The 24,672-nt window shown below is 47.9% G+C and carries 21 protein-coding genes and 5 tRNA genes; 6 read left to right on the plus strand and 20 right to left on the minus strand.

Going from position 1 to position 24,672, the window contains the following annotated elements:
• The first annotated feature begins 5 nt into the window (after window positions 1-5).
• The 3 genes from H4O21_RS13580 (at window position 6) to H4O21_RS13590 (ending at window position 4,734) form a co-directional block, all read left to right on the plus strand.
• On the plus strand, window positions 6-1,439 hold the full coding sequence (locus H4O21_RS13580) for an aldehyde dehydrogenase family protein (protein ID WP_182809419.1): 1,434 nt from the start codon (window positions 6-8) through the stop codon (window positions 1,437-1,439).
• 245 nt (window positions 1,440-1,684) lie between these two features.
• On the plus strand, window positions 1,685-2,851 hold the full coding sequence (locus tag H4O21_RS13585) for a multidrug effflux MFS transporter (protein ID WP_182809420.1): 1,167 nt from the start codon (window positions 1,685-1,687) through the stop codon (window positions 2,849-2,851).
• A 131-nt stretch (window positions 2,852-2,982) separates the two neighbouring features.
• Window positions 2,983-4,734: an SWIM zinc finger family protein gene (locus tag H4O21_RS13590; RefSeq protein WP_182809421.1), complete on the plus strand. Its 1,752-nt coding sequence runs from the start codon at window positions 2,983-2,985 to the stop codon at window positions 4,732-4,734.
• 99 nt (window positions 4,735-4,833) lie between these two features.
• Here the strand turns inward: H4O21_RS13590 and H4O21_RS13595 are convergent, their stop codons facing one another.
• The 12 genes from H4O21_RS13595 to msrA all read right to left on the minus strand — a co-directional run bounded on the left by H4O21_RS13595 (window position 4,834) and on the right by msrA (window position 12,415).
• Window positions 4,834-5,526 (minus strand): response regulator transcription factor, encoded by a 693-nt coding sequence (locus tag H4O21_RS13595; protein ID WP_182809422.1) that lies wholly within the window; start codon window positions 5,524-5,526, stop codon window positions 4,834-4,836.
• 17 nt (window positions 5,527-5,543) lie between these two features.
• Window positions 5,544-5,966, minus strand: coding sequence for a homoprotocatechuate degradation operon regulator HpaR (hpaR, locus tag H4O21_RS13600; RefSeq protein WP_182809423.1), 423 nt, complete (start codon window positions 5,964-5,966; stop codon window positions 5,544-5,546).
• A gap of 249 nt (window positions 5,967-6,215) precedes the next feature.
• Window positions 6,216-6,289, minus strand: a tRNA-Cys gene (locus H4O21_RS13605).
• Between the two features lie 17 nt (window positions 6,290-6,306).
• A tRNA-Gly gene (locus H4O21_RS13610) sits at window positions 6,307-6,382 on the minus strand.
• 62 nt (window positions 6,383-6,444) lie between these two features.
• Window positions 6,445-6,531 (minus strand) — tRNA-Leu (locus tag H4O21_RS13615).
• A gap of 12 nt (window positions 6,532-6,543) precedes the next feature.
• Window positions 6,544-6,617: transfer RNA gene (locus H4O21_RS13620), tRNA-Cys, on the minus strand.
• A 19-nt stretch (window positions 6,618-6,636) separates the two neighbouring features.
• A tRNA-Gly gene (locus H4O21_RS13625) sits at window positions 6,637-6,712 on the minus strand.
• Window positions 6,713-6,816: 104 nt separating this feature from the next.
• Complete coding sequence (gene pgsA, locus H4O21_RS13630; protein ID WP_182809424.1) at window positions 6,817-7,365, minus strand: CDP-diacylglycerol--glycerol-3-phosphate 3-phosphatidyltransferase; 549 nt, start codon at window positions 7,363-7,365, stop codon at window positions 6,817-6,819.
• Between the two features lie 8 nt (window positions 7,366-7,373).
• On the minus strand, window positions 7,374-9,200 hold the full coding sequence (gene uvrC, locus H4O21_RS13635) for an excinuclease ABC subunit UvrC (RefSeq protein ID WP_182809425.1): 1,827 nt from the start codon (window positions 9,198-9,200) through the stop codon (window positions 7,374-7,376).
• A gap of 2 nt (window positions 9,201-9,202) precedes the next feature.
• Complete coding sequence (gene uvrY, locus H4O21_RS13640; RefSeq protein WP_182809426.1) at window positions 9,203-9,847, minus strand: UvrY/SirA/GacA family response regulator transcription factor; 645 nt, start codon at window positions 9,845-9,847, stop codon at window positions 9,203-9,205.
• 178 nt (window positions 9,848-10,025) lie between these two features.
• On the minus strand, window positions 10,026-11,579 hold the full coding sequence (locus tag H4O21_RS13645; protein ID WP_182809427.1) for a sigma-54-dependent transcriptional regulator: 1,554 nt from the start codon (window positions 11,577-11,579) through the stop codon (window positions 10,026-10,028).
• A 206-nt stretch (window positions 11,580-11,785) separates the two neighbouring features.
• Window positions 11,786-12,415, minus strand: a complete 630-nt coding sequence (gene msrA, locus H4O21_RS13650) for a peptide-methionine (S)-S-oxide reductase MsrA (RefSeq protein ID WP_368737552.1) — start codon at window positions 12,413-12,415, stop codon at window positions 11,786-11,788.
• Window positions 12,416-12,464: 49 nt separating this feature from the next.
• Between msrA and H4O21_RS13655 the strand changes: the two genes are divergently transcribed.
• Window positions 12,465-12,956 (plus strand): YchJ family protein, encoded by a 492-nt coding sequence (locus H4O21_RS13655; protein ID WP_182809428.1) that lies wholly within the window; start codon window positions 12,465-12,467, stop codon window positions 12,954-12,956.
• 102 nt (window positions 12,957-13,058) lie between these two features.
• Here the strand turns inward: H4O21_RS13655 and H4O21_RS13660 are convergent, their stop codons facing one another.
• The 4 genes from H4O21_RS13660 to H4O21_RS27815 all read right to left on the minus strand — a co-directional run bounded on the left by H4O21_RS13660 (window position 13,059) and on the right by H4O21_RS27815 (window position 17,538).
• A complete protein-coding gene (locus H4O21_RS13660; RefSeq protein WP_182809429.1) occupies window positions 13,059-13,694 on the minus strand; it encodes a lytic transglycosylase domain-containing protein in 636 nt (211 codons plus the stop codon).
• Between the two features lie 175 nt (window positions 13,695-13,869).
• On the minus strand, window positions 13,870-15,945 hold the full coding sequence (locus H4O21_RS13665) for a transglycosylase SLT domain-containing protein (RefSeq protein WP_182809430.1): 2,076 nt from the start codon (window positions 15,943-15,945) through the stop codon (window positions 13,870-13,872).
• A 275-nt stretch (window positions 15,946-16,220) separates the two neighbouring features.
• On the minus strand, window positions 16,221-16,784 hold the full coding sequence (locus H4O21_RS27810) for a Na+/H+ antiporter NhaC family protein (RefSeq protein WP_306667887.1): 564 nt from the start codon (window positions 16,782-16,784) through the stop codon (window positions 16,221-16,223).
• Window positions 16,785-16,851: 67 nt separating this feature from the next.
• Window positions 16,852-17,538: a Na+/H+ antiporter NhaC family protein gene (locus H4O21_RS27815; RefSeq protein WP_306667888.1), complete on the minus strand. Its 687-nt coding sequence runs from the start codon at window positions 17,536-17,538 to the stop codon at window positions 16,852-16,854.
• 266 nt (window positions 17,539-17,804) lie between these two features.
• On the opposite strand from H4O21_RS27815, the gene hrpB reads away from it, so the two are divergent.
• The gene (gene hrpB / locus H4O21_RS13675) at window positions 17,805-20,312 is read left to right on the plus strand and encodes an ATP-dependent helicase HrpB (protein WP_182809431.1); all 2,508 of its coding nucleotides are present in this window, start codon (window positions 17,805-17,807) and stop codon (window positions 20,310-20,312) included.
• 37 nt (window positions 20,313-20,349) lie between these two features.
• Here hrpB and H4O21_RS13680 read toward each other — a convergent pair whose 3' ends face one another.
• The 3 genes from H4O21_RS13680 to leuA all read right to left on the minus strand — a co-directional run bounded on the left by H4O21_RS13680 (window position 20,350) and on the right by leuA (window position 22,937).
• A complete protein-coding gene (locus H4O21_RS13680; protein WP_182809432.1) occupies window positions 20,350-20,553 on the minus strand; it encodes a hypothetical protein in 204 nt (67 codons plus the stop codon).
• Window positions 20,554-20,682: 129 nt separating this feature from the next.
• Window positions 20,683-20,985: an antibiotic biosynthesis monooxygenase family protein gene (locus tag H4O21_RS13685; RefSeq protein WP_182809433.1), complete on the minus strand. Its 303-nt coding sequence runs from the start codon at window positions 20,983-20,985 to the stop codon at window positions 20,683-20,685.
• 281 nt (window positions 20,986-21,266) lie between these two features.
• Window positions 21,267-22,937 carry a 2-isopropylmalate synthase gene (gene leuA, locus H4O21_RS13690; RefSeq protein ID WP_182809434.1) on the minus strand — a complete coding sequence of 557 codons (1,671 nt, stop codon included), beginning with the start codon at window positions 22,935-22,937 and terminating at the stop codon, window positions 21,267-21,269.
• 313 nt (window positions 22,938-23,250) lie between these two features.
• On the opposite strand from leuA, the gene H4O21_RS13695 reads away from it, so the two are divergent.
• The gene (locus H4O21_RS13695) at window positions 23,251-23,730 is read left to right on the plus strand and encodes an Lrp/AsnC family transcriptional regulator (protein WP_182809435.1); all 480 of its coding nucleotides are present in this window, start codon (window positions 23,251-23,253) and stop codon (window positions 23,728-23,730) included.
• 18 nt (window positions 23,731-23,748) lie between these two features.
• Here the strand turns inward: H4O21_RS13695 and H4O21_RS13700 are convergent, their stop codons facing one another.
• A complete protein-coding gene (locus tag H4O21_RS13700) occupies window positions 23,749-24,669 on the minus strand; it encodes an AEC family transporter (RefSeq protein WP_182809436.1) in 921 nt (306 codons plus the stop codon).
• Window positions 24,670-24,672: the final 3 nt, after the last annotated feature.

Raw genomic sequence — 24,672 nt, forward strand, 5'->3', positions numbered from 1 at the left:
ACACCATGTTAAAAGCCAGCTACCCTTATTTTCTTGCTAATAAACCAGAAGCCCCTAATACGGATTTGGTCGTAACAGACAAATACACCGGCGAAACCGCGACTCGCGTAGCCATGGCCGATGCGGATGCCATTGATCGCGCCATCGCAGCAGCTGATCAGGCTGCAGATGCGATGCGCAAAATGCCCGCTTACCAGCGTCAGGATATTCTGAATTACTGTGTACGTCGTTTTGAAGAACGCTTTGAAGAGCTGGCACAGGCACTGTGTATTGAGGCCGGTAAGCCGGTAAAAGATGCCCGTGGCGAAGTCACCCGCCTGATTGATACCTTCCGTATTGCGGCGGAAGAAGCGGTACGCATCGGTGGTGAAGTGGTGCCGATGGACATCACACCACGGGCCAAAGGCTATTCCGGCATGTGGAAGCGTGTGCCGATTGGCCCTTGCTCTTTTATCTCACCGTTTAACTTCCCGCTGAACCTGGCGGCTCATAAAGTGGCTCCGGCTATTGCGGCGGGTTGCCCGTTTATCCTGAAGCCTGCCAGCCTGACGCCCATTGGTGCGCTGATTATTGGTGAAGTACTGGCAGAAACCGATCTGCCAGAAGGTGCTTTCTCTATTCTGCCATGTCGCCGTGATGGTGCGGATCTGTTTACCACAGATGACCGCCTGAAACTGCTCAGTTTTACCGGCTCTCCGGATGTGGGCTGGCAGCTGAAAGCCAAAGCTGGTAAAAAACCGGTTGTACTGGAACTGGGTGGCAATGCCGCTTGTCTGGTGGATGAAGGTACCGATCTGGATGATGCCGTTGCCCGTATCGTATTCGGCGCGTATTACCAGTCGGGCCAGAGCTGCATCAGCGTACAGCGTATTATGGTACATGACAGCCTGTATGACGCGATGCGTGATAAGCTGACTGCGGCTGTTAAAGCTCTGAAAATGGGTGATCCGAAAGAGGAAGAAACCTTTATCGGTCCTATGATCTCTGAAAAAGAAGCTGAGCGCCTGCACGGCTGGATCAATGATGCGGTGGCTAACGGCGCCACTGTATTGTGTGGTGGCGAGCGTGATGGCGCTATGCTGCAGGCCACTCTGATGGAAAATGTTGGCAGCGATCAGACCGTAAACAACGAAGAAGCGTTTGGCCCGGTTGCCGTACTGTCTCGTTTCAGTGATTTTGATGCCGCGCTGGAAGAGATCAATAACAGTGATTTTGGTCTGCAGGCCGGTATTTTCACTAAGGATATCTACAAGGCGCATAAAGCCTGGGACGAACTGGATGTGGGCGGTGTCGTGATTGGTGATGTGCCTTCCTGGCGTGTTGATCATATGCCCTATGGCGGCGTAAAAGACAGTGGCCTGGGTCGTGAGGGCGTGCGCTACGCCATTGAAGATATGACAGAACTGCGTCTGATGGTACTGCGTAACCCTGAAGCGTAAGTTTTTCGTTCACCCTGCAGTCTGTTCCGGGGGCTTTGCTGTTATGCGAAGCACTCCCATCCCCGGTACTCATCCCCGGTGCTCATGTTTTACCCCGGAACAGACTCGTCTGCGGTATCCTTCAGTGATGTGTCAGGCCTCTGCCCGACATGGTAAGTGCATCACCTCCTGAAATAGCAACGACACCCTTTGCCAGAAATAGCAGGCCCTGTCATTCCAGATTGTCTTATTCGGAAACAGCCCACATGTCTACCCGAACCAAAACAGCACCCATGCCCATGCTACTGGCGATGGCGACAGCCAGTCCGGTTGCACTGAATATTTTTGCCCCGGTGATGCCTGAACTGGCCGAAAGCTTTGCTGCCGATCCGTTCACGGTACAACTGGGTTTTACTCTGTATCTGCTGACTCTGGCCATCGGTCAGTTCCTCAGCGGCCCACTGGCCGATCGTTTTGGCCGACGTCCGGTTCTGCTATGGGGATTTATTATCCATATTCTGGGTTGTCTGCTGGGAGCACTGGCAACGGATATTGCGCAGTTACTGGTCGGGCGTATTCTCCAGGCACTGGGAGGCTGCACAGGTATGTTGCTTGCCCGCAGTATTCTGGTACAGCAGCATGGCCGGGACCAGGCTGCGGGCTATCTGGGTTATATCACTCTGGGCATTGCGGCATCGCAGGCAATAGCACCAACCCTGGGGGGGTACCTGAACCTGACAGCAGGCTGGACATCCGTATTTTATCTGTCGCTGGTAATGGGATGTATGGTGTGGCTGGCCGCGATCTGGTATCTGCCCGAAGATGAATTATCGTCTGAGAAACGCAGTATTACTCAGGTTTTCAGCAGCTATCGCGAAGTCTTGCGTAATCGCCAGTATCTGATGATGGCAATGTCCAGTACCCTGATTGCTTCCTGCTTTTTCACCTTTATCACCAGTGCGCCCTTTGTTGTGGCGCAGAATCTGACCGGTGATTCTGCCGATTACGGTAACTGGTTTCTGATGGTGGCAGGCGGTTTTTTTGCAGGCAGTATGGTGGCTGGCAAAACCTCCGCTAAGCTGGGCGTTAACCGAATGATTCCCGCAGGACACTCTCTGTCTCTGCTAGCGGCCAGCCTGATGCTGATCATGTTTCTGTTGAGCGGTGTTTCTTATTTCAGTCTGTTTTTACCCATGGCGCTATTTACCTTTGGCCGAGGGCTTAGCCAGCCCAGTGCTCAGTCTGTTGCTATAGGATCAGTTGCCAGTGCGGCCACAGCCAGCGGCATGCTGGGCTTTATTCAGTTACTGGCGGGATCGGCTCTCGCACAGATTACGCCTCTGTTGATGCAGATTAATCTGATAATGCTGCCTGTTACCATGATTCTGGCTGTTGTACTGGCTTTACTCTGCTTTTATCAGAGTAAAAAATAGTCTGCCTGAACCCGGTTCAGCTTATATTTTAGTGATTGACTGAAAAATATCGAAAACGTCTCATTCTACCGTGCAACATCTCTCATGTTCTGGCAGTATCTCCCTGAATAACGGGAGGAAAAGCAGAGACTATGTTCAGTGTTGAAGAAATACAATCCAGAGCTGAAACCAACAGTCTGAGCCGCGGAGAAGCGCTTTACAGACAGGATAAAGTCAGTGTGATGCATCAGACTGATACGACCATAAAAGCCACTGTAACGGGGCAGCATAAATATGTTGTTACGCTGACTGCCACTGATCAGGGCATTAAAAACCTCTGCACCTGCCCTGCTGCCAGTTATCAGGATTTTTGTAAACATTGCGTTGCCGTCGCGTTGACGGCAATACACGGAGCCGCTACGGACCAACCCGCCCAGAAAGCGAAAAACAATCGTAAGATAGTAGAAGAGCAACAACTGCGTGAATTTCTGCTGAATAAATCACCAGAAGAGCTTACTGAATTATTAGTCGGTTATATTACCCGTATTCCTGAAGAGTGGGATAAGTGGCAACTCAACATTAAACTGGCCAATGGTGATCTTCCGGTCAGTGAAATCAAAAAAATGATCACTAAAGCACTCCCGTCCCGAACCATTCATCAGTGGCGCAAAGTAGGGGACTATTTCAGTAAAGCAGAAGCCCAGTTCGACTATCTGTTTCAACTGATTAGTACCATGAAGCCTCAGGGTCAGTGGAGCCTGATACTGCATGCCCTGAAGCGCCTGAATAAGGTGCTTGAACGTATTGATGATTCTGGTGGTTATCGCTTTGTGCTTGAGGAGCAGCTGATCCATAAACTGACGGCGCTATTTAATCAACTGAACTGGAATGATGAAAAAAAGGCTCAATGGCTATTTCAGCACCTTGACCAATCCGATATGAATGTCTTCCCTAATGTGCCCGATGATTTTTCACCATCAGACAGCGTTCTGGAGATATTCAGAGAACAGTGTGAACACCAACTGAAAGAACTTGCTGTCCAGCGTCCTGTTGTGAGCCAATCGGATCGCCATTTCGACTACTTCTGGAAGCTCAGCCGATACGGTAAGCCATTAATCGATAAAGCGATTGCAGATAACAACTGGCGGGAACATTGTCGGCTACTGGGACTCACAGCAAGCTATAGCTTTGATATGCTGAAGGCCTGTCAGATCTGTCTGGATAATAACGAGCCTTTTGATGCGGAAGACTGGTTATTAAAAGCGAAAAAGCTCTGCTGTTCTGAGCGAGAGGAAGAAGAGTGCAGGCAGTATGAGGTTAAGGTGAAATTCGCTCTGGATGAAGATCAGGCGGCCTGGGCACTGGCCTGGCAGATCTTTGAACAGAACCCTGGTTTTAACGCCTTCAGAAAGCTGCAAAAACTGGAGCAACAAACCGGCCATATTCAGGAAGATCTGGCGGAAAAAGCCGAAGCTATTTTACTTAAAGCCTGTATGCCTTCAAACCAGGAAAATCCGGAGTTTATCTCTCCGCTATTATCCGATGACGTGCTCTCACTCTATCTGGAGCTGAATCAGCTGGATAAAGCCCGCGCCTGGGCAAAGCAGCATAAAGCTTATCATAACAACCTGATATCACTGGCTAATCTGATTGTTTCACAACACCCTGAAGAAAGTGAAAACCTTTATTATCGGGTGCTGACATCCATCATCAGCCAGACCAATAATACAGCGTATCAGGATGCTATTGCGCTGTTGAAAAAGCTGGAGCTGATCCTGCAAAAGCACAACAGCAGCATGATGCCGTTACAGTCTTTGATACAGACATTGAGTCAGGAGTGTAAGCAGAAAAAAAATATGATTACGCTGCTGAAAAAACAGTTTGCTCAGTACTTTCCGGGCTGAATAGCGCTTATCGGACTGAGTAGCTCATCCAGGGCTGAATGGCCCTTATCGGGCTGAGTAACACTTCCTGGGCTGAGTAGCATCCTCGCCAGAGTGGTTTCAGATCTCCTGCAACATTCTGGCAACCAGTTCACTACGGGAACTGGCTCCGGTTTTCTGAAAAATATGATGCAGATGTGTTTTGACCGTTGCCAGCCCAAGCCCCAGATGACTGGCAATGGCTTTATTACTGGCTCCGCTGATAACCAGTTCCAGAGTATCCAGCTCCCTGCTGGTCAGCTGATAACGGTTGCTAATCTGTTCTCGCTGACGGTTACGTTCAGGCAGATAAACCGAATTCAGGGAGTATTCCATAAAGGGTTGCAGTTTTCTGAGCAGACTGAGTTCATCAGATGTGAAAGCCCCCAGCTTGTCGGTCCGGAGCATGCTTAATACTGCAACAATATCCCCATCCTGCCGGAAAAACATATCAGCAACATAGCGGTGATTATAAGGCTGCATAAACTCCTGATAATACAGTGTCTGCCGAAGCATATAAGGTGACATCTGAGAATCCAGAGTCACCACTGTCAGATCTTTATCAGCAAAGCGTTGCGGGTTCAGAGGGTCCAGACTGGCATAGGTGGCAGTGTATTCTTTTTCAATTGAAGGCTGCAGATTATACAGCACAGCGCCTTTGTGGCGCATATCTGGCTCTGTCAGAAAAAAGACAGAACCACTGAGAGTGACGACACTATTGATCAGTGACAAACTCTGATGCTGGAACTGATGAGGCAAAAGCTGATCAGACATAACGACTTTCTGCTCAGTCAGGGGTTAATTTTACTCAGATCATTTAACAGTATCATTAGCTGTTGCAGCTTTTCCTCTCCATACTTATCACTGAAAGCTTTATAGCGAGCATCTACTTCGGGACTCATTTTATCAAATAGCTCTCTGGCCTGGTCTGTAATGCTCAGCAGTGTACGTCGTTGATCTTCCGTCGATTTACGTCGTTGAATATATCCCTGCTGTTCCAGACGATTCACAATACCTGTCAGGCTGGGACTCAGTACACAACAAAGATTTGCCAGCTGTTTAGTTTCCAGCTCTCCATGAGCATGCAGAGCTCTGAGTATTCGCCACTGCTGTTCTGTAATTCCATTCTCCTGCAAAAGAGGACGGAAAAAATTCATACAGGCTTCACGGGCTTTTAACAGTTGAAGAGGAAGCGAATCGTCAAACTGGCGCATAATATCTCGCAAAAATAGTTAACATGTTCTCTTTATTTTGCGCATGCTATGAAAATATTCAAGCTCTGATTACGTTTATCTGACCAGGATCACTTATGAATCAGCATGTTATATATAAAAGGTAAAGGCTTCACAGAGTACCTGAAACAGCTCCTGCCACAAACATTCAGGAGTAACCGAGGAAATCGGGTTGCACTTATCAGTAGAATACAGAGGGAATCAATACAGGAATCAGAACGTTAAGAAAGATGGAGGCCGAGGTCGGAATCGAACCGGCGTACACGGAGTTGCAGTCCGCTGCATGACCACTCTGCCACCCGGCCATCTATTACATCTTAACTGGAGCGGGAAACGAGATTCGAACTCGCGACCCCAACCTTGGCAAGGTTGTGCTCTACCAACTGAGCTATTCCCGCTTCATAGAGAACCTGACAATTAAAACTGTCAGAATCTGGTCGAAAATAAAGCAACCACAGAATGGTGCCCGGAGCCGGAATCGAACCGGCACGGTGTTACCACCGAGGGATTTTAAGTCCCTTGCGTCTACCAATTTCGCCATCCGGGCAAAACTCTGAAATGGAGGCCGAGGTCGGAATCGAACCGGCGTACACGGAGTTGCAGTCCGCTGCATGACCACTCTGCCACCCGGCCTTTTCAGATACGTTCATAGTGGAGCGGGAAACGAGATTCGAACTCGCGACCCCAACCTTGGCAAGGTTGTGCTCTACCAACTGAGCTATTCCCGCAGAACGTGGGGCGTATTATATACAACCCTTAGAGATCGTCAATACTTTTTTCTCGAAAAATCTAAAAAAAATCATTAGCTTAGCTAACACACTGTTCTTACAGGCTACATGCCTGATTTCAGATCCGGCCATGCTGCTTTAAGGTACTGAACCATAGACCAGATTGTCAGAATCACAGAAACATACAGCACGGCCATACCTGCCCAGGCAATCTGAGTATCCGGAGCCTGTGTCAGCAAAATAAAAATAGCCAGCATCTGCAGGGTTGTTTTAGCTTTGCCAATCATGGACACCGCGATACTGGCTCGCTTACCCAGTTCAGCCATCCATTCCCGCAATGCAGAGATAACAATCTCACGGCCAATAATAATTAACGCAGGGATGGTCATCAGCAGAGAGGCATGACTTTCAATCAGCAGTCCCAGGGAAACAGCAACCATCAGTTTATCAGCAACAGGGTCAAGAAAAGCACCAAATGCAGTGGTCTGATTCAGCTTTCTGGCCAGAAAACCATCCAGCCAGTCTGTCCATGCGGCCAGAGCGAAAATACCAGCTGTGTAGTAGAGATTATTTTCCACCGGCAGATAAAACATCAGCACGACCAGAGGAATAAAGCAGATGCGTAACGCGGTAATAATATTTGGCAATTTCATGTAGCTTATTACTGTTCCGGATGTAAATGGTAATAAATCTGTTCAGCCAGGGATTTACTGATTCCTGATACTTTCGCCAGCTCCTGGATACTGGCATTTAATACTTCTCTCTGACCACCAAAATGACGAAGCAAAGCCTGGCGTCGTTTAGGACCTACACCTGGAATGGACTCAAAACGGGATGTCCTTCGCGTGTTATCCCTGCGCTGTCGATGACTGGCAACAGCAAACCGGTGAGCCTCATCCCGGACCTGTTCAATCAGGTGCAGTGCCTTGGAATCAGCTTCCAGATCAAACTCCTGATCATTATTTTCCAGATAAAGTGTTTCAAAACCCTGTTTTCGGGTACTGCCTTTCGATACGGCTAACAGGACAACATCAGTCACACCAAGTTCAGTAAATACCTCACGGGCCTGACTCAGCTGCCCTTTACCGCCATCAAGTACCAGAATGTCAGGCTTCTTACCATCACCACTCTGTAAACGCTTATAGCGGCGAGTCAGGGCCTGTTTCATTGCCGCATAATCATCGCCCGGAGTAATACCTTCAATATTGAACTTGCGATACTCACTCTTAATCGGGCCATCTTTTCCCAATACCACGCAGGAGGCAACTGTCGCTTCGCCAGAGCTGTGACTGATATCGAAACATTCCAGCCTATCCGGAGAAAAATCCAGCCCCAAAGCCTCTTTTAATGCTCTGAAGCGCCCCTCTAATGTCCCTTTCCTGCTCAGATGGCTGACCAGGGCCTGTTCAGCATTGGTTATCGCCAGTTGTACCCATCTTGCCCTGTGAGAACGGACGTTGCTACTCAGAGATGGCGACTTCCCTTTGTACAGCTCACCAATAGCAGCAATCAGCATATCGCCATCGCTGACAGCATGATTGCAGATAATCTCTGCGGGTATTTCCCTGTTGTCCGAGGCCAGATAATAATGATTCAGAAAGGCCTGCAAACGCTCTGCATCATTATCAGATAAGACATCAGAGGGGAAGTAATGCCGCGAACCTAACACCCGGCCAGCGCGAACAAAAAGCACTGAAACAGCAAAGCCGCCAGGACGGGATACCAGGGCAAAAACATCAGCATCGCCCTGCTCACCATACACATACTGCTGCTCCTGGATCTTTCTGAGCTGTATCAGCTGATCTCTCAGATGGGCAGCCAGTTCAAATTCCAGTGCTACCGCAGCAGCATCCATCTGTACCTGTAACTGTTCCAGCAGTTCATCACTTCGTCCCTGCAGAAACAGTTCCGCTTTACGTACATCCTGCTGGTAATCCTCATCACTGATCAGATCCACACAGGGTGCACTGCAACGCTCAATCTGATGCTGCAGACAGGGACGACTGCGGTTATTAAAAAAGTTATCGTCGCACTGACGCAGTCTGAATACTTTATGGATCATATTCAGAGTTTCTTTCACCGCCGTAGAATTAGGGTAGGGTCCGAAATAACGTCCTGAACGCTTTTTTCGCCCCCGGCTAAATTCTATCTGCGGATAATCTGAACGACTGATAAAAATATAGGGATAGGATTTATCATCCCGCATCAGAATATTAAACGGCGGGCGATGCTCCTTAATCTGGGTCTGTTCCAGCAATAACGCCTCGGTTTCACTGCTGGTAACAGTAAATTCGATACGGGCGATCTGAGACACCAGCGCCTGTGTTTTCAGGCTCAGTCCACTGGTGCGAAAATAGCTGCTGACACGATTTTTAAGGTTCTTAGCTTTCCCGACATATAACAGCTGCTCATCCTGATCATACATCCGGTATACCCCCGGATGAACTGACAGGGTCTTCAGGAAAGCTTTGGCATCAAACTCAGACATTCTCAGATAGATTCTGTATCCAGCATATTATGTCGAATGGCCAGATGGGTCAGTTCTACATCACTGGATATTTTTAATTTGTCAAAAATGCGGTAGCGGTAGGTATTTACCGTTTTAGGACTCAGAAAGAGTTTATCTGAGATTTCATTCACTTTATGGCAGTTCACAACCATCAGAGCGATTTGCAGTTCACGGTCGGATAACACATCGAACGGGTTCTGATTACCCGGCATCATCTGCTTAAGAGCAACCTTCTGTGCTACTTCAGCACTGATATAATTCTGTCCTCGGCTTACCTGACGAATGGCCTGCACCATTTCAGCAGGGTCAGTTCCCTTGGACAGGTAACCGGCAGCCCCGACTTCCAGCGAGCGTACCGCATAGGTTTCTTCAATCAGGGCTGATAACGCGATGACCCGGCATTCAGGGTGCATGCGCACAATCTTGCGCGTAGCTTCCAGTCCACCAATTCCCTGCATTTTAATATCCATCAGAACCACATCCGGTTCAGTCTCCCGAACCATCTGCACCGCTTCTTCGCCGCTGGCAGCTTCACCAACAATATCTATCCAGTCTTCGTCAGCCAGCATTTTTGACACAGCAGCGCGCACAATGTGATGATCATCAACAATAAGCAGCTTAACCATATCAACCCCTGCAGGAACAAACATATTGAAAACATAGGCTTATAGATAACACTCTGGTGTTACAACTGCAATCTAAATTACCTTTATTTTTTGTTAATGTAACCGCCAGAACCGGGAATTATCCGGTAAAAAAGGGTTTTCATTAACTGATCCTGATCAACAGTACTGCGCGGCTATTCTACTGATTACCGATACCGTGCTGACGCAGCTTATTCGCAATCGTAGTATGAGACACTCCCAGGCGTTTAGCCAATAATCTGGAGCTTGGATGATCAGGATATAAAGCAGCCAGAATCTGTCGCTCGATACGTCCGGTTATTTCAGACCAGGAACCAGTCATATCAACTTCGGCTCCATTACTGTTATTCAGTGCCGGCAAACGGATATCGGATGTACGTATTTCCTGACCATCACACAGGGATACTGCCTGATACAACACATTTTCAAGTTGACGCACATTGCCGGGCCAGTGGTAGTTTTTCAGCAGAATAACCGCATCTTCATGCAGATCAGGCAGTTCACTGCCAATCTGGTGGCAAGCCCGATCAATAAAGCGCAACGCCAGATCCAGAATCCCTTCCTTACAACTGCGTAGAGGAGGAATCGTCAGAGACAGTACATTCAGGCGATGGAAAAGGTCATCGCGGAACGCACCCTGTTCACACAGCTCAGACAGATCTTTCTGAGTCGAGCAGATGATACGCACATCTACCTGAATTTCATCATCACTGCCAACCCGGCGAAAACGTCCATCCTGCAAAAAACGCAGCAACTTCACCTGCAGATGCGGACTCATCTCACCCACTTCATCCAGAAAAATAGTGCCACTATTCGCCAGATCCAGTAATCCCAGTTTGCCTTCTTTGCGAGCACCTTCAAATGCTTCTGGCGCATAGCCAAAGAGTTCACTTTCCGCCAGATTATCCGGCAGAGCCGCGCAATTGAGCACCATAAAAGGCGCTCGTCCCCTGGGGCTGCCCAGATGAGCGGCACGAGCCAGCATCTCTTTTCCGGTGCCCGTTTCACCCTGAATCAGCAAAGGGGCATCCAGAGGAGCCATGCGTTTCGCTTCCCGGATCAGACTCAGCATTTTTGGAGCCTGTATCTGAATACCATCAAAACCATAGTCTTCATGTTTCTGAATGGCATAAATCCGTGCCCCCAGAGATTCCACAGGATGCAAAGAGATCACAGCGCCAGCTGCTTCCTTTCCATTCAGCTTATCTTCGAGGTAAATCGGGGATATATCTGCCAGAAAGGCATCACCGCGCACTTCCACCCTGAGACCATTCAGACGCGATTCCAGTCTGGGTAGCAGGGTTTCCAGATCCAGGTTTTTAATACGTTTGGTCAGAGACATGCCTGGCACTTCATCCACCCGGACACCAAGCACTTTCCCTGAAGCAACATTAGCCACCACAACCCGTCCGTCACTGTCTACTGAGAGTACAGGAATATCCAGTGACTGAAGCAGAATATCCAGTTCAAAATGACGTCGTTCACTGGGGATCAGATTGATACGGCGTACCTTGTACACGCCAGCAATTTTCTCCAGTCGTCCTCTTACACTCTGCAGCTGCATATTGAGCATACCCGGCATATAAAGGTAAATTGCATTGCCTTTATCTCCACCGGCCTCTGCACGAGAAACGTTAATACGAAACTCAACAAATACTTCGAGGATATCGCGCATGATGCCCACGCGATTCTGACAGACAATCTCTAAACGCATTAGCCGATGTTACCCTGTGGTTACTGTGTAAATCATTTTATACAGTATGGCTGTTAAATACATCTTTTGCTGGAAAAATAAGAATTTACTTAACTTTAATATCGGTATCGCAAGTCTGAATAAAACATAATAAAGAGGGATGGCAGGACCAGAGAGAGCAGAAGACCCTCTCTGTTTATCGTAGAATAATGTTCAGCAACCAGTAATCAAAGCATGCAGACGACACCAGTTCCTTTCAGTCCACAATAGCCACCCGGATTCTTATCCAGGTACTGCTGATGATATGGCTCCGCATAATAGAAAATCGGTGCCAGAGCGATCTCTGTAGTAATCTGTCGGTAACCCGAGTCTGTCAGACGGCCCTGGAATTGTTCAGCACTGGCTCTGGCCAGTGCCAGATCATCCTCATTAAACAGATAGAGGGCTGAACGATACTGTGTGCCCTGATCATTCCCCTGTCTCATACCCTGGGTTGGATCATGTTCCTGCCAGAAAATAGCCAGTAACTGCTTTAATGAAATTTTTTCCGGGTCCCATGCCACAGCAACCACTTCAGTATGACCGGTTTTCCCGGTACAGATTTCATCGTAGATTGGATAAGGCGTGAAACCACCGGCATAACCCGATGCTGTCGCAATCACGCCTTCTGTCTGCCAGAAAAGGCGTTCAACACCCCAGAAGCATCCCATCCCGACAATCAGTTTATTGGGATGATTCATCACCTCGGATACCTTACCAGCAAAAATCGTATGATCCGCAATATCGAAGCTATAATCGTCGCGTCCGGGCAGGGCATCATGCTCCGCAACCATTTTTGTTTTTTCAGTATGAAACACAGGGAATACTCCGTATGATGCTCGAAAAAATTAATCCGGGATTAGCAAAATGAGTGTAACACCAGAAAGTCATTCCGTCTGTCCTTGCCAGTCCGGCAAAGTTTTTTCAGAGTGCTGTCAGCCATTTGTTCAGAAAGAACAGCTACCGGAAACAGCGGAAGCTCTGATGCGCTCCAGATATACAGCCTACGTTGCTGCGGATCTGAATTACCTACAAGAGACCACGCAGGAAGCGATGCGTTCAAAGTATGATTTTGTCGCACTGAAAAAATGGGCAGAAGAATCAGAATGGCTGGGACTGACGGTCCATTCCTCAACAGAAGACGGCGATACCGCCCGGGTACAGTTTACAGCCAGATACCGTGATAACGACACCATCATCCGTCACTCTGAAGACTCTCAGTTTATCAGACAAGATGGCCGCTGGTTCTTCGTACAGGGTAAAGACTTTACACCACCGGCTGAAAAGGCTCCGGGACGTAATGATCCGTGCTTATGTGGCAGTGGTAAAAAATACAAGAAATGTTGTCTGAATAAGTAAGACCGAGCATCAGATAGCCAGTGAATTTTCGGGTTCCTGCACGCCTGAGCAGGAACCTTGAGCGACCATCTTTTCTTCATCTGTTGCATACTATCTTATCTTTTAAGCGACATCACTCCAGATCTGAGCAACATAATTCCGGGTTTCTCCGGGCGCTTTTTCCAGCCAGTGACTACCGTATTTTTTCTGAGCATTACGCACATTACCCTGCCCCCAGTTATAGGCAGCCAGAGCCGTAGGCCAGTCGCCAAACTGACGCTTAAGACGAGTCAGATAATCCGCAGCATAATCAATGCTGGCATTAGCATCCAGAGGATCGACATCCGGATGCCAGCGGGGAACAATCTGTGCAATACCCACAGCACCGGCAGAACTGATAGTTTTTCCACTAATAATATCTTCCCGATAACGCGATTCCTGCCAGATGAGTCTGGCCAGCAGGTTCTCTGGCATATCATGCCGGGCTTCTGCTTTATAGATACGACTCAGCCAGGGACGTGCTGTTGCTGGTGGTGTCCACTTTCCAGAACCGTGTGGTGAGTATTCATAAGCTTGCTCAGCCGGTTCTCTTTCTCCTTTACCGGTAAACTGGCGAAATGCTCGCTCAAACACTTGTCCGGCTAATAATGTTTTCAATGATGTTGTTTTCAATGTACCAGATGCCAGCTTACCGATCAGTCCAGGAATCCGGGCTAATACTTTCCCAATCAGCCATTTCATCAACATCTTTTTAATCATCTGTTCTTGCCTGCCTCATATTTTAAAACTCAAAACCATCAAACACCTGGCAATACGCCATTGTTATCAGCTTATCCGACTAAAAATCAAAAAGCCCGATATCAGAGATACCGGGCTTTTGACAACAGAGTACAAGAAAAGTCTCTTTTGGATTCAAGTCAATACGAGCAATAGGCTATAGCGCTTCAGGCGTCTGTTCTTCTGCCAGCTGTAACTGACTAAGCACCAGCATCTGTTGCTCTTCTTTCAGCATAAAGTGAGGTTCACGACTGGATAACACATCATAGACAACCCCGAATTCAAGCACGCTTTGTACGTAGCTACGAGTCTCTTTAAATGGAATGACTTCAATCCAGATATCAAGAGGCAGATCACCTCTTTCAGCCAGCCACTTTTTCACCCGGTGTGGACCGGCATTATAAGCGGCAGTGGCATAAATCCGGCTGCCGAAGCGTTCTTTCATCTGAGCCAGGTAAGCTGTGCCCAACGCAATATTTATATCCGGGTTATACAGTTGCTGTTTTCCTTTATAGGGCTGCTTAATACGTTTCGCTACACTGCGAGCCGTACGAGGCATCAATTGCATCAACCCCCTGGCCCCCACGCCAGATTGAGCCACAGGGTTAAATGCGCTTTCTTTACGGGTAATAGACAGCGCCCAGTTCAGAGGAATACCGCTTTTCTCGGTATGTTTCTGATACAGCCCGAAATACTGTACAGGGAAGCGAATATCCAGGTCATTCCATTTTCGTATCTTCGCAGCGCCATAGATCGCTACAGAGTGCCACTTCCATTCATCGGCCAGGTACGCAAGAGCATGCTTACCATTCAGATCCAGAGTCTTAAAAAGTCGGCTCCATTCCGCCCTGGCATAATACATATGATTATGATGTATCAGCTCCTTCATACGCAGCACAGCATCATGACCAGCAACGTCCTGACGGATTTTTTCCGGTATATTCGCCTTTTCATAGTTCATAGTGAACTTAACGCCCAGCTGGTCAGAAGCCAGGAAGCCATAATAGCTTCTGTCTTTTGCAATTCTGGCAAATGACAGTGTCTGATTACTGCCAGTCAGATGCTGTGCTGCAACAGCCTGCCAGTATGCCCAACGACTGGACATCTTCAGCTCGTCAGGCAGACGATCAATACAATCAGATACCAGCTGCCAGTTCTGTGCCGCCAGTGCCAGCCGAATACGCCATTCAGTTACCTCCGGATACAGAAACTCCGGGTCCAGCTGAGCAGTAAGAAGATCAGCATCTTTAACAAAGTTGGCTGAAAGCCGAATACCAAAGTACTCATTCAGAGATTTCAGCCGACTATCACTCATGGTGACATCTTCTCTGACAATCAACCAGCGTCTTGCTGCTTCTTCCAGCTGTTTACCTGCCATACGCCGCACAGCATAAGTCACTATGATGTTATGGTGGGAATTCTCTTTTTCAAAGACACCTTTTTTAAGATAACGGGCCGGGTTGGTACGTACTTTCCAGAACATCTCAGCATCCTGCTGAGCTTTCCTGTCCTTAATAAATGTCTGAGCATAACGGGCCAGTTTAAAATCCCGCTCTTCCACTGCATTCCAGAAACGGGTCTCAGCCAACTGTGAATTCATACCGCCTGCCGTTAGCCAGCGTTTAAAAACAGAGTTACAGCTGTCAGGCTGAGAATACCCCTGCTGCCACATACCGCTGATGTCCCGCATCAGATCATCCGGAATCTTTTGTTTCTTCTTCAGAGAATTCAATGCTGCTTTAAGATTCAGACAACGATAATGGTTACCTCTGACCGGGTATGACTGATAAGCCTTGAGATAACCGCTCCAGTCTTTTCTGGCAGCAAGAGAAGATAACCAGCGTTGCTGCAGGCGAGAAACAGGCGGCAGTTGCTTATTCTCCAGAATAAAGCGATCAATCTCTTCGGCAGAAATATTGTTAAGATCAAGAGAATAAATCTCAGTCTGCAGATAAACCTGCAGAGGGTAGCCCTCCAGAAGAGGATAAATACGTTTAGCGTCTGCCAGTTTTTTCTTTTTGATCGCAGCCATCGCCTGCTGATAAAGCTTACGTTGCTGTTCAAGCTGTTCAGTCTGTTTTTTATCAGAAGTCGCAGAGGTTGTTTTCGTATCGGATTTCGCAGCAGCATCTTCAGCAGATAATACATAACCACTGCTAAGCGTCGCTAACAGAACAATAGAGGTCAGGACGGTATTTTTCCGAAAAATACCGTTAAACAGTGATGCAGGCATTAAGCCTCTCCACAGGTCTTTTGTCAGTCCACAGGCCTGACAGATGTATCACCCCGGATTATCTATAACTCTCTGATCTTTAGTAACATTATTATGATCAGAACGTCCGGCCTTAATGTTACTGTAATCCATCTTTATTAAACGAACAAATTAATCCTGTTAAAAAAATGTTCTGCCGGATTACACTGGCAGAACATCTTAATAACATAGCCCACACAGACTCATATCTGTGTCAGACATACTCAGAGTATTGCAACTTTATCCAGGATAAAACATCAGCGGGTACGCGCGAGTGAAGGATATCCTGTACTAATAGATAAAACAGCCACTAAAGCTAATAGCCAGCAATACTGAACAGAAGAGACCAATTCTAATGGTGAAATGCTGGCAATGGATGCCGCTAACAACATTTGCGCGCCCCATGGGATAATGCCCTGTACCACACAGGAAACAATATCCATCAGACTGGCACTTCGTCGGGGATCAACGCCGTAACGTTGTGCAATCTCTTTAGCCAGCCCTCCGGAAATCACAATAGCGACGGTATTATTCGCAGTACAAAGATTGGTTAATACAACAGATAAGCTGATACTGATCTCTCCTGCTCTGGCAGAGCCTTTCTGACTGAAAGAGCTAATTTTATAAGCCAGCCATTCCAGTCCTCCATGAGCCTTCATTAAAGCTCCCAGCCCACCAATCAGCAGTGACAGAATCAGTATTTCCTGCATACTGGTATAACCGTTATAAATATCTTTGGACCAGTTCGCCAGAGAATAGTCACCGGGCTGGATTAAACCAATCAAACCTGCAGCCAGAATACCGGTAAATAAAACCAGCATGACATTCATACCAGTGATGGCCAGTATAAGTACCAATAGGTACGGGAGTAGCGCAATAAGATCGTAATCACCGGGGGGGGGGCACTTGTACACTCTGCCCTTGAAAATACAGCCAGATAATCGTTAGTAATGCTGCTGGTAAGGCAATACGCAGATTTAAACGAAATTTATCGCGCATATTACAACCCTGAGTTCGGGTTGCAGCAATCGTTGTATCAGAAATAATGGACAGATTATCGCCAAACATGGCACCACCTATTACAGCGCCCATTGTTGCCAGTACAGGTAAATCAGTCGCTTCTGTTAATCCAATGGCAACAGGGGCAATCGCTGCAATAGTCCCCATAGAGGTTCCCATAGCCGTTGCAATAAACCCTGCAATCACAAATAACCCGGGTAACACCCACTGAGCCGGAATCACACTTAACCCCAGATTAACAACAGCATCAACGCCACCAACAGACTTTGCTACGCTGGCAAAAGCACCTGCCAGCAAATAAACCAGCACCATAGTAATAATGGTGTTATCACCCACTCCCTGAACAAAGGTATTGATCCGCTCATTCAGGTGTTTGTTTTTCAGTCCCCCCAGATTGAGAAACAGTGCCAGAGCGATGGCTGGCAAAATCGCTACCGGAGCTGAAATTTGATAGAAAGCAAAATCAGTTCCCTGCGACTGATAAAACAGCCCGCTACCAATAAACAAACTCAGAAATAACAATATGGGTAGCAGGGCTACAGGAGAGTTTTTCATTTAACACACCTGAAAATATCGACTAAAGTTTAAAGGCGCGCAATTATAAGAAATAAAAAACACTTTTCTAATAATATTTAGAAATATAAAAACAACCAGATGCAAAAAACGGGCTATCCATCACTCTGTTTCTGCCATATATCAAGACCATCCACTGCAAAATGATAGCGATCTGATACTCTGAGGATACTTTCAACACTGGTTCAGTGTTTCTTTTACCTGTATCTTTCCGCTTCTTCACCTGATTTTCAGAGCCCGTACTTGCCATGACATCGTCACTACCAATCTATGAACGCCTGCCCGATCTGCTGGAGCAGTTGAAAGAACAGGAGATCACTCTGCTCAGTGCCGAGCCTGGTGCAGGTAAAACAACTCGGGTCCCCGTCTGGCTCCAGCAACAAACTCTGTTTGCTGACAGCCGTATTCTCATGACAGCCCCCAGAAGGATTGCTGCTCAGGCCTCAGCCGGCTATATGGCTGAACTGCTGCAGGAAAAAATCGGAAACACCATAGGTTATCGGGTAAAAGGCGATACCTGTGTCAGTGCTGGGACACGGGTTGAGATTATCACCACCGGTGTACTGCTACGTATGCTACAGAGCGACCCATTACTGGAAGGTATTGAGCTGGTTATTCTGGATGAGTTTCACGAACGCACCATAGAAAGCGATCTGATCCTGGCCATGCTACGTCAGATGAATCTGTTATACCGGGAAGACAACCCGGTCCGGATTCTGATTATGTCAGCCACTCTGGCCAGAGATGAACTGGAACAGGCTCTGGCCACTGATGTAATTTTCTGCTCTGGCAGAACCTTTCCTATCGAACATCATTACCTGAAAAACAGTACCCGCCTGTCTGAGCGACTGGATAAGGTTCCTGAACTATGTGAACACGCACTGACTTACCATGATGGTGACCTGCTCTGCTTTCTGCCGGGTATTTATGAGATTGAGAAAACACGCTCGGCGCTGGAACCTTTTTGTAACCGGCAGGGATACACTTTACGTGCCCTGCATGGTCAGCAGAAACTGACAGAGCAACAACAGGCACTATCACCATCAACACAAAGACGCATTATTCTGGCAACCTCCATTGCAGAAACCAGTCTGACCATCGAAGGCATCACTCTGGTTGTGGACAGTGGACTGGCCCGTGAAGCCCGCTTCGATAAAAAAACGGGTCTGAGCCAGCTTCATACCCGCTCCGTCACTCAGGCAGAAGCCAGACAACGTGCCGGGCGGGCGGGCCGTACCCAGACAGGCCATGTGTTTCGTTGCTGGAGTGAAGAGCAGCATCCGTTGCTGGCCAGTCAGTCAGAACCTGAAATTAGTCGTCAGGATCTCAGCCCGATCAGTTTTCAGCTGATTCAGTGGGGCAGCGATGATTATCAGGAATTCGACTGGATTACGCCGCCAGAGCAGACTCGCTGGCAAAGCGCCCTGACTCAGCTCAGTCGCTTGAGACTGATTGAAAAAGAAGGGCATCAGTATCAGCTCACCAAAGATGGTCAACAAGCAGCCCGGTTGCCATTGCCCGCTCATCTGGCAAAAGCCTGGCTCAGGCTGTCAGACTCTGAACAGGTGCCACAGCACCATGCCGCCTGGCTGATTGCGATGCTCCAGGAGCAGAGTAAAACAGACGGTTCTGATCTGCTGACGGCACTGGAGATGATAATCTCGCAACCCGGACTGCCACTGCATCAGCGATGCCGCCGAACAGTCAGTCAGCTGACCCGCTCTGCCAGCGCCTCTGGCAAAATATCCTCTGCTGATCTGATACAAACAATGGAACAGCCACAGGCACAAAAAGCGTTACAGGCAGCTCTGATCAGTGCATTCCCATTGCAGGTTGCCCGACAATCTGCAACACCATCAAATGGTAAAACCCTGTTTAAACTGGCTAATGGCCGGCAGGCTGAACTATCACAGGCTGTTGATCATCACTGGTTACTGGTCTTGCAAACCCGCTCCCGCACCGATCAGGAGCGGGATAAAATAACTTTATGGCTGCCGGTTGAAGAAAGCATCATATTCCGGACACTGGAACACCTGATTTCCACAAGCAGTCACTGCCAATGGCAGGATAACCGCCTGCTGAATCATGAGACAACCACATTGGAAAGACTGGAACTCAGTCAGAAGCCCGGCCAGTCACTATCCGCCGAGCTTTGTATACAAGCAGGTCTTGAACGTTTTATACAGGGCGGACTGAAAGCATTGCCCTGGGATGAGCACTGCGATGCTCTCTACCAGCGTCTGCAATTTGCTTATCGTCAGCAGCCAGAGCACTGGCCTGATGTTAGTGAAGATACCCTGAAACAAACTGCACAGGCGTGGCTTGCCCCTTATCTTAACGATGTCAGCAGCCAGAAAAAATGGCAACAGCTCCCCACAACACAGATATTAGTGTCACTGCTGAGCTGGGATAAACAACAGCAACTGACTCAGTCAGTACCGGAATATTTTACCGCTGCCAGTGGACGCAGAGTGCGTCTGGATTACAGTGAACACCGACCAGTGATGCATGTAAAACTGCAGGAAATGTTCGGCACCCATGACGTTGGCAATATCCTGAACAGCGAAGTGAATATCAGCCTGCTATCACCAGCGGGAAGGCCTTTAGCAGTGACTGCCAGCCTGCCAACCTTCTGGCGGGATGTCTATCCGGAAGTACGTAAGGAGATGAGGGGGCGCTACCCGAAACATCCCTGGCCAGAAGACCCTATAACGGCACAAGCCACACACAAAACAAACCGTCAGCTGAAAAAATAGCTCTGTGGAACCGAAAAGTGAAAGAAGCAGATAGCTGTTAATCATCCTGGACCAGCCAGAACAGACCGAATAGCTTTTTTAACCGGGCACGGATGCCTCCATGCTCTGCTTCAAAAACAAGCATAGGGGCATCCGGAACAATCTCTGGTTCTGACTGAACAGGTTCACTGTTAACAGCAGGATGCTCTGGCTTCCGTCGCCCAGATACTGCTCTATGCTTTTTTCCAAGTGTATTGCACACATCTTACCCTCATCGGATACAAGTCAATACATAATAAAATACAGGTATGGTTAGTTTAAGGAGCTTTTAAAACAGCATAGAGACAGTTGTTTCGATACGTCCAATGAAATTCTGACAGAAAAAACAGGATCAGTCGTCGCTCAGATCTGAGCTGAATTCTTCCAGCAGTTCCAGAATCTGCACATCATAACGCTTATACCAGCGCTTACGTGCCCGGTCATGAGCCGCAACATAAACCGGATGTTGCTGAAAGGCTTCAATCTGCTCTCGGGACTCCCAGTGAGAGATAAAAATTTCAGTGTCGCCTTCACTGACTGAGGTATATTGCTTACAGCCAAACTCATTGATTGCCAGCTCACGAATTCTGACGGCTGTCATATCGTACTCTGCATCCACACGTTTAATTTCGGCTTTAAAAATAACGGTGTACATAATGGCTGATCCTTGACCGACTGTAGATTATTCTGATGACTTTATGGTCATATTGCCCAAAAAGGCCCAGAAATTTAACACAATTGATTAATTACAGATACCCGTTTATGCCAAAATCCCCAGAAGAAAAGCAGGGAAATAAGAAAAAGCCGAAAATACATCCCCCCTGGCCATAAACAAGAAAAGTCCGTAACCTGCTCGTATTCAGGTTACGGACAATGGGCTTAAGCGGGACGGCTTAAACAAATTTTTTCATAAGCTCAGAGATAAGACTTTTACTTTTACGCGGCCTCTGTTGCCCGAGCGGCCAGCACCGGACTCACGGCTGCCAGTACTGCATTCAGGTTTGCTGCAACAGTATCTTCACTGACCGATACTCCGTAATGCGGCTGACCTGCGACCTGAGCCTTGATATAAGTAACTGCTTTCGCATCACTGCCAGATGACAGGGCGTGCTCGCTGTATTCATTCACTTCTACAGCATCACCCAGCTCAGCCTGTAACGCCTGAGTCAGAGCATGAATAGCACCATTGCCTTCACCGGAAATCTCCTGCTCCTGACCGTTCTGACGGATCACAGCAGTCAGATAATCTTTGTCGCTACGCTCCAGCTTGTAACTGACCAGGGTCGCACACTCCGGATTGTCCAGGTATGCCTGATTAAAGGTTTCCCAGATCTCTGCAGATTTCAACTCACGGGATTCATTCTCAGTTCTGGCCTGCACTTTCTTCGCAAATTCGACCTGCATCCAGCGAGGCAGTACCAGCCCATACTCACTTTCCAGAATATAGGCCACACCACCTTTACCAGACTGGCTGTTAATGCGAATCACAGCTTCGTAACTTCTGCCCAGGTCACGAGGATCAATCGGCAGATACGCAATATTCCAGTGATCACCTTCATCATAGCGATTCAGACATTTCTTAATCGCATCCTGGTGGCTACCAGAAAATGCGGTGTATACCAGTTCACCAATATAAGGATGGCGAGGATTCACCGGAATGTTGGTACAGGCCTCAACCACCTCAACAATTTCTTCAGCACCAGACAGATCCAGTTGTGGGTCTACCCCCTGGCTGTACAGATTCATAGCCATAGTGATGATATCCATATTACCGGTACGCTCACCATTGCCCATCAGAGTGCCTTCAATACGATCCGCGCCCGCCATAACACCCAGCTCAGCAGCCGCAACGGCACAGCCCCGGTCATTATGAGTATGCAGACTGATCTCGATGCAATCCCGGTGTTTAATTTCACCACAGAACCACTCGATCTGATCGGCAAAAATATTTGGTGTCGACATTTCAACGGTAGCAGGCAGATTCAGAATAATCTTATTATCCTGACTCGGCCCCCATTCCTGGACCACGGCGTTACAGATCTCAACGGCAAAATCCAGCTCAGTACCGGTAAAGCTTTCCGGCGAATATTCCAGACGCCATTCCGTGTCGGTGTGATGACATACACGCTCTTTCACCATACGTACGCCGGACACAGCAATATCAACAATCTGTTCGCGCTCCATGCAGAAAACCTGCTCACGCTGTACTGTCGATGTTGAGTTATACACGTGAACAATCGCTTTTTTCACACCCTGCAACGCTTCAATCGTACGATCAATCAGATGCTCACGGGCCTGCGTCAGTACCTGTACGGTGACGTCATCCGGGATCATATTTTCATCAATCAGTGCCCGGACAAAATCAAAGTCCGGCTGAGATGCGGCAGGGAAACCGACTTCAATCTCTTTGAATCCCAGTTTAACCAGTAAAGAAAACAGTCGCTTCTTCTGCTCTACAGTCATAGGGTCAATCAGAGCCTGGTTACCATCACGCAGGTCAACGCTGCACCAGGTCGGTGCTTTATCGATGGTTTTATCCGGCCACTGACGGTTCTCAATTTTAACCGCAGGGAAAGGGCGATATTTCTTATGGTCAAAACGGTTCACGGTGAATTCCTTATTTATCATCACACCAAAAATAATATGCTGGCAGGTGCAAATACGCTGCCCTTATCAGCTGGCTCTTATGAAGCACTATACTGCACAGAGACAGGTTTCCTTATGGGACACCCTGGCTAATCTCTGTTCTCTGCCAGCGGAAATAAGTATAACGAAATCACCGCGCACAATAATTGCGAATATTGCGTATTTTTCTCATAATTACGCAATAAATAATCACATAAAAATATATTTACAACAAAAAATTGCACATCATAAAAATATAACGCTATATTAATAAAAAACATAAGTGAGTATTCCCGTGAAACTGGACAGAACCGATAAACGCATTCTGGATGAGCTGCAGAAAGACAGCAGCATCAGTAATCAGGATCTGGCAGAAAAAGTAGGTCTGTCACCCTCTCCCTGTTCCCGCCGGGTAAAACATCTGGAGGATGAAGGCTATATTGATCACTACGTTGCCCGACTGAATCAATCCAAACTGGATCTGAAACTCACCGCCTATATACAAATCGCTCTGGACCGACACACTCCGGACCGCTTTAAAGCTTTTGATGACACCGTTAAAAACTGCCCGGAGGTTGTTGAGTGCTATCTGGTAACAGGACAATCCGCTGATTACACCGTCAAGGTGATCGTACCGGATATGGAGTACTACCAGGAGTTTCTGCTGAATACCATCACACAGATTCCGGGCGTCACCGGAGTGCATTCCAGCTTTGTGATGCGCAAGGTCGTTGATAATACAGAAGTGTCACTGAAGCATCTGAATAGCACCTGAATTCCCCTGATACACAGCTCAGAGCTGGTAACCCAGCAGAACCACTGCAACAGGCACAGCCAGTACTGCGAGCAGGGTCTGAACAGAAATAATGGAAGCGATCAGCGGAGCATCGCCTCCCATCTGTTTAGCTAATGGGTAGCCTGCCGTCGAAGTAGGTGCTATCGCAAATAATACCGCAATCACAATAAACTCTTCAGGCAATCCGGCGAGATACGCAACACTCCAGGTAACCAGAGGGAATATCAGCATTTTTCCGGTACAAGCCATCAGAACAGGCATCAGCTGACGACTCATACCGGAGAATTGTAAACCGGCACCAATGCATAACAACACAATGGGCAAAGCAGCCTGCCCTAACTGACCAGTTAACTCATAGAGCACAGGGTCACCACTCATGCCCAGTACATTAACCAGAAATCCAGCTGACATTGACATAATTACCGGGTTTCTGGCGGTATCCAGCAGAATAGCAGACAGGCTTTTCTTATTCTGCCCCAGCAGAACAGACATCATAAAAACCATTACGACATTGGAAAACGGCACCAGCACCGCCGTTGCCACCGTTCCGGTGGCGGCTCCACTAGCGCCAAATAGCTGAGCACTGACCGCCAGAGGAATAAAAGTATTATGTCGCCCGGCTCCCTGAATAACAGAGGTAAGAGCAGCAGACGCTATACCCGACACTCTCCCCCAGATCCAGGCCAGAGCCACCGCAGCCAAAAAACCGGCCAGAAGCGCAATTGAAAAATCAATAATCCCCGGATGCCCAATTTGTACCTGAGAGGTTTTATAAAACAGAAATGCAGGAAACAGCACCCAGTATGTTAACTGGCTAAGATGATTCCAGAACCCGGCATCTTTAATAAACCTCCACCGAAGAACAGCACCCAGAAGAATGACCAGAAATACAGGCAGAACAAGCAATAAAAGAGTCATAGC

The sequence above is a fragment of the Oceanospirillum sediminis genome, assembly GCF_014164585.1.
Classification (GTDB): Bacteria; Pseudomonadota; Gammaproteobacteria; order Pseudomonadales; family Halomonadaceae; genus Oceanospirillum; species Oceanospirillum sediminis.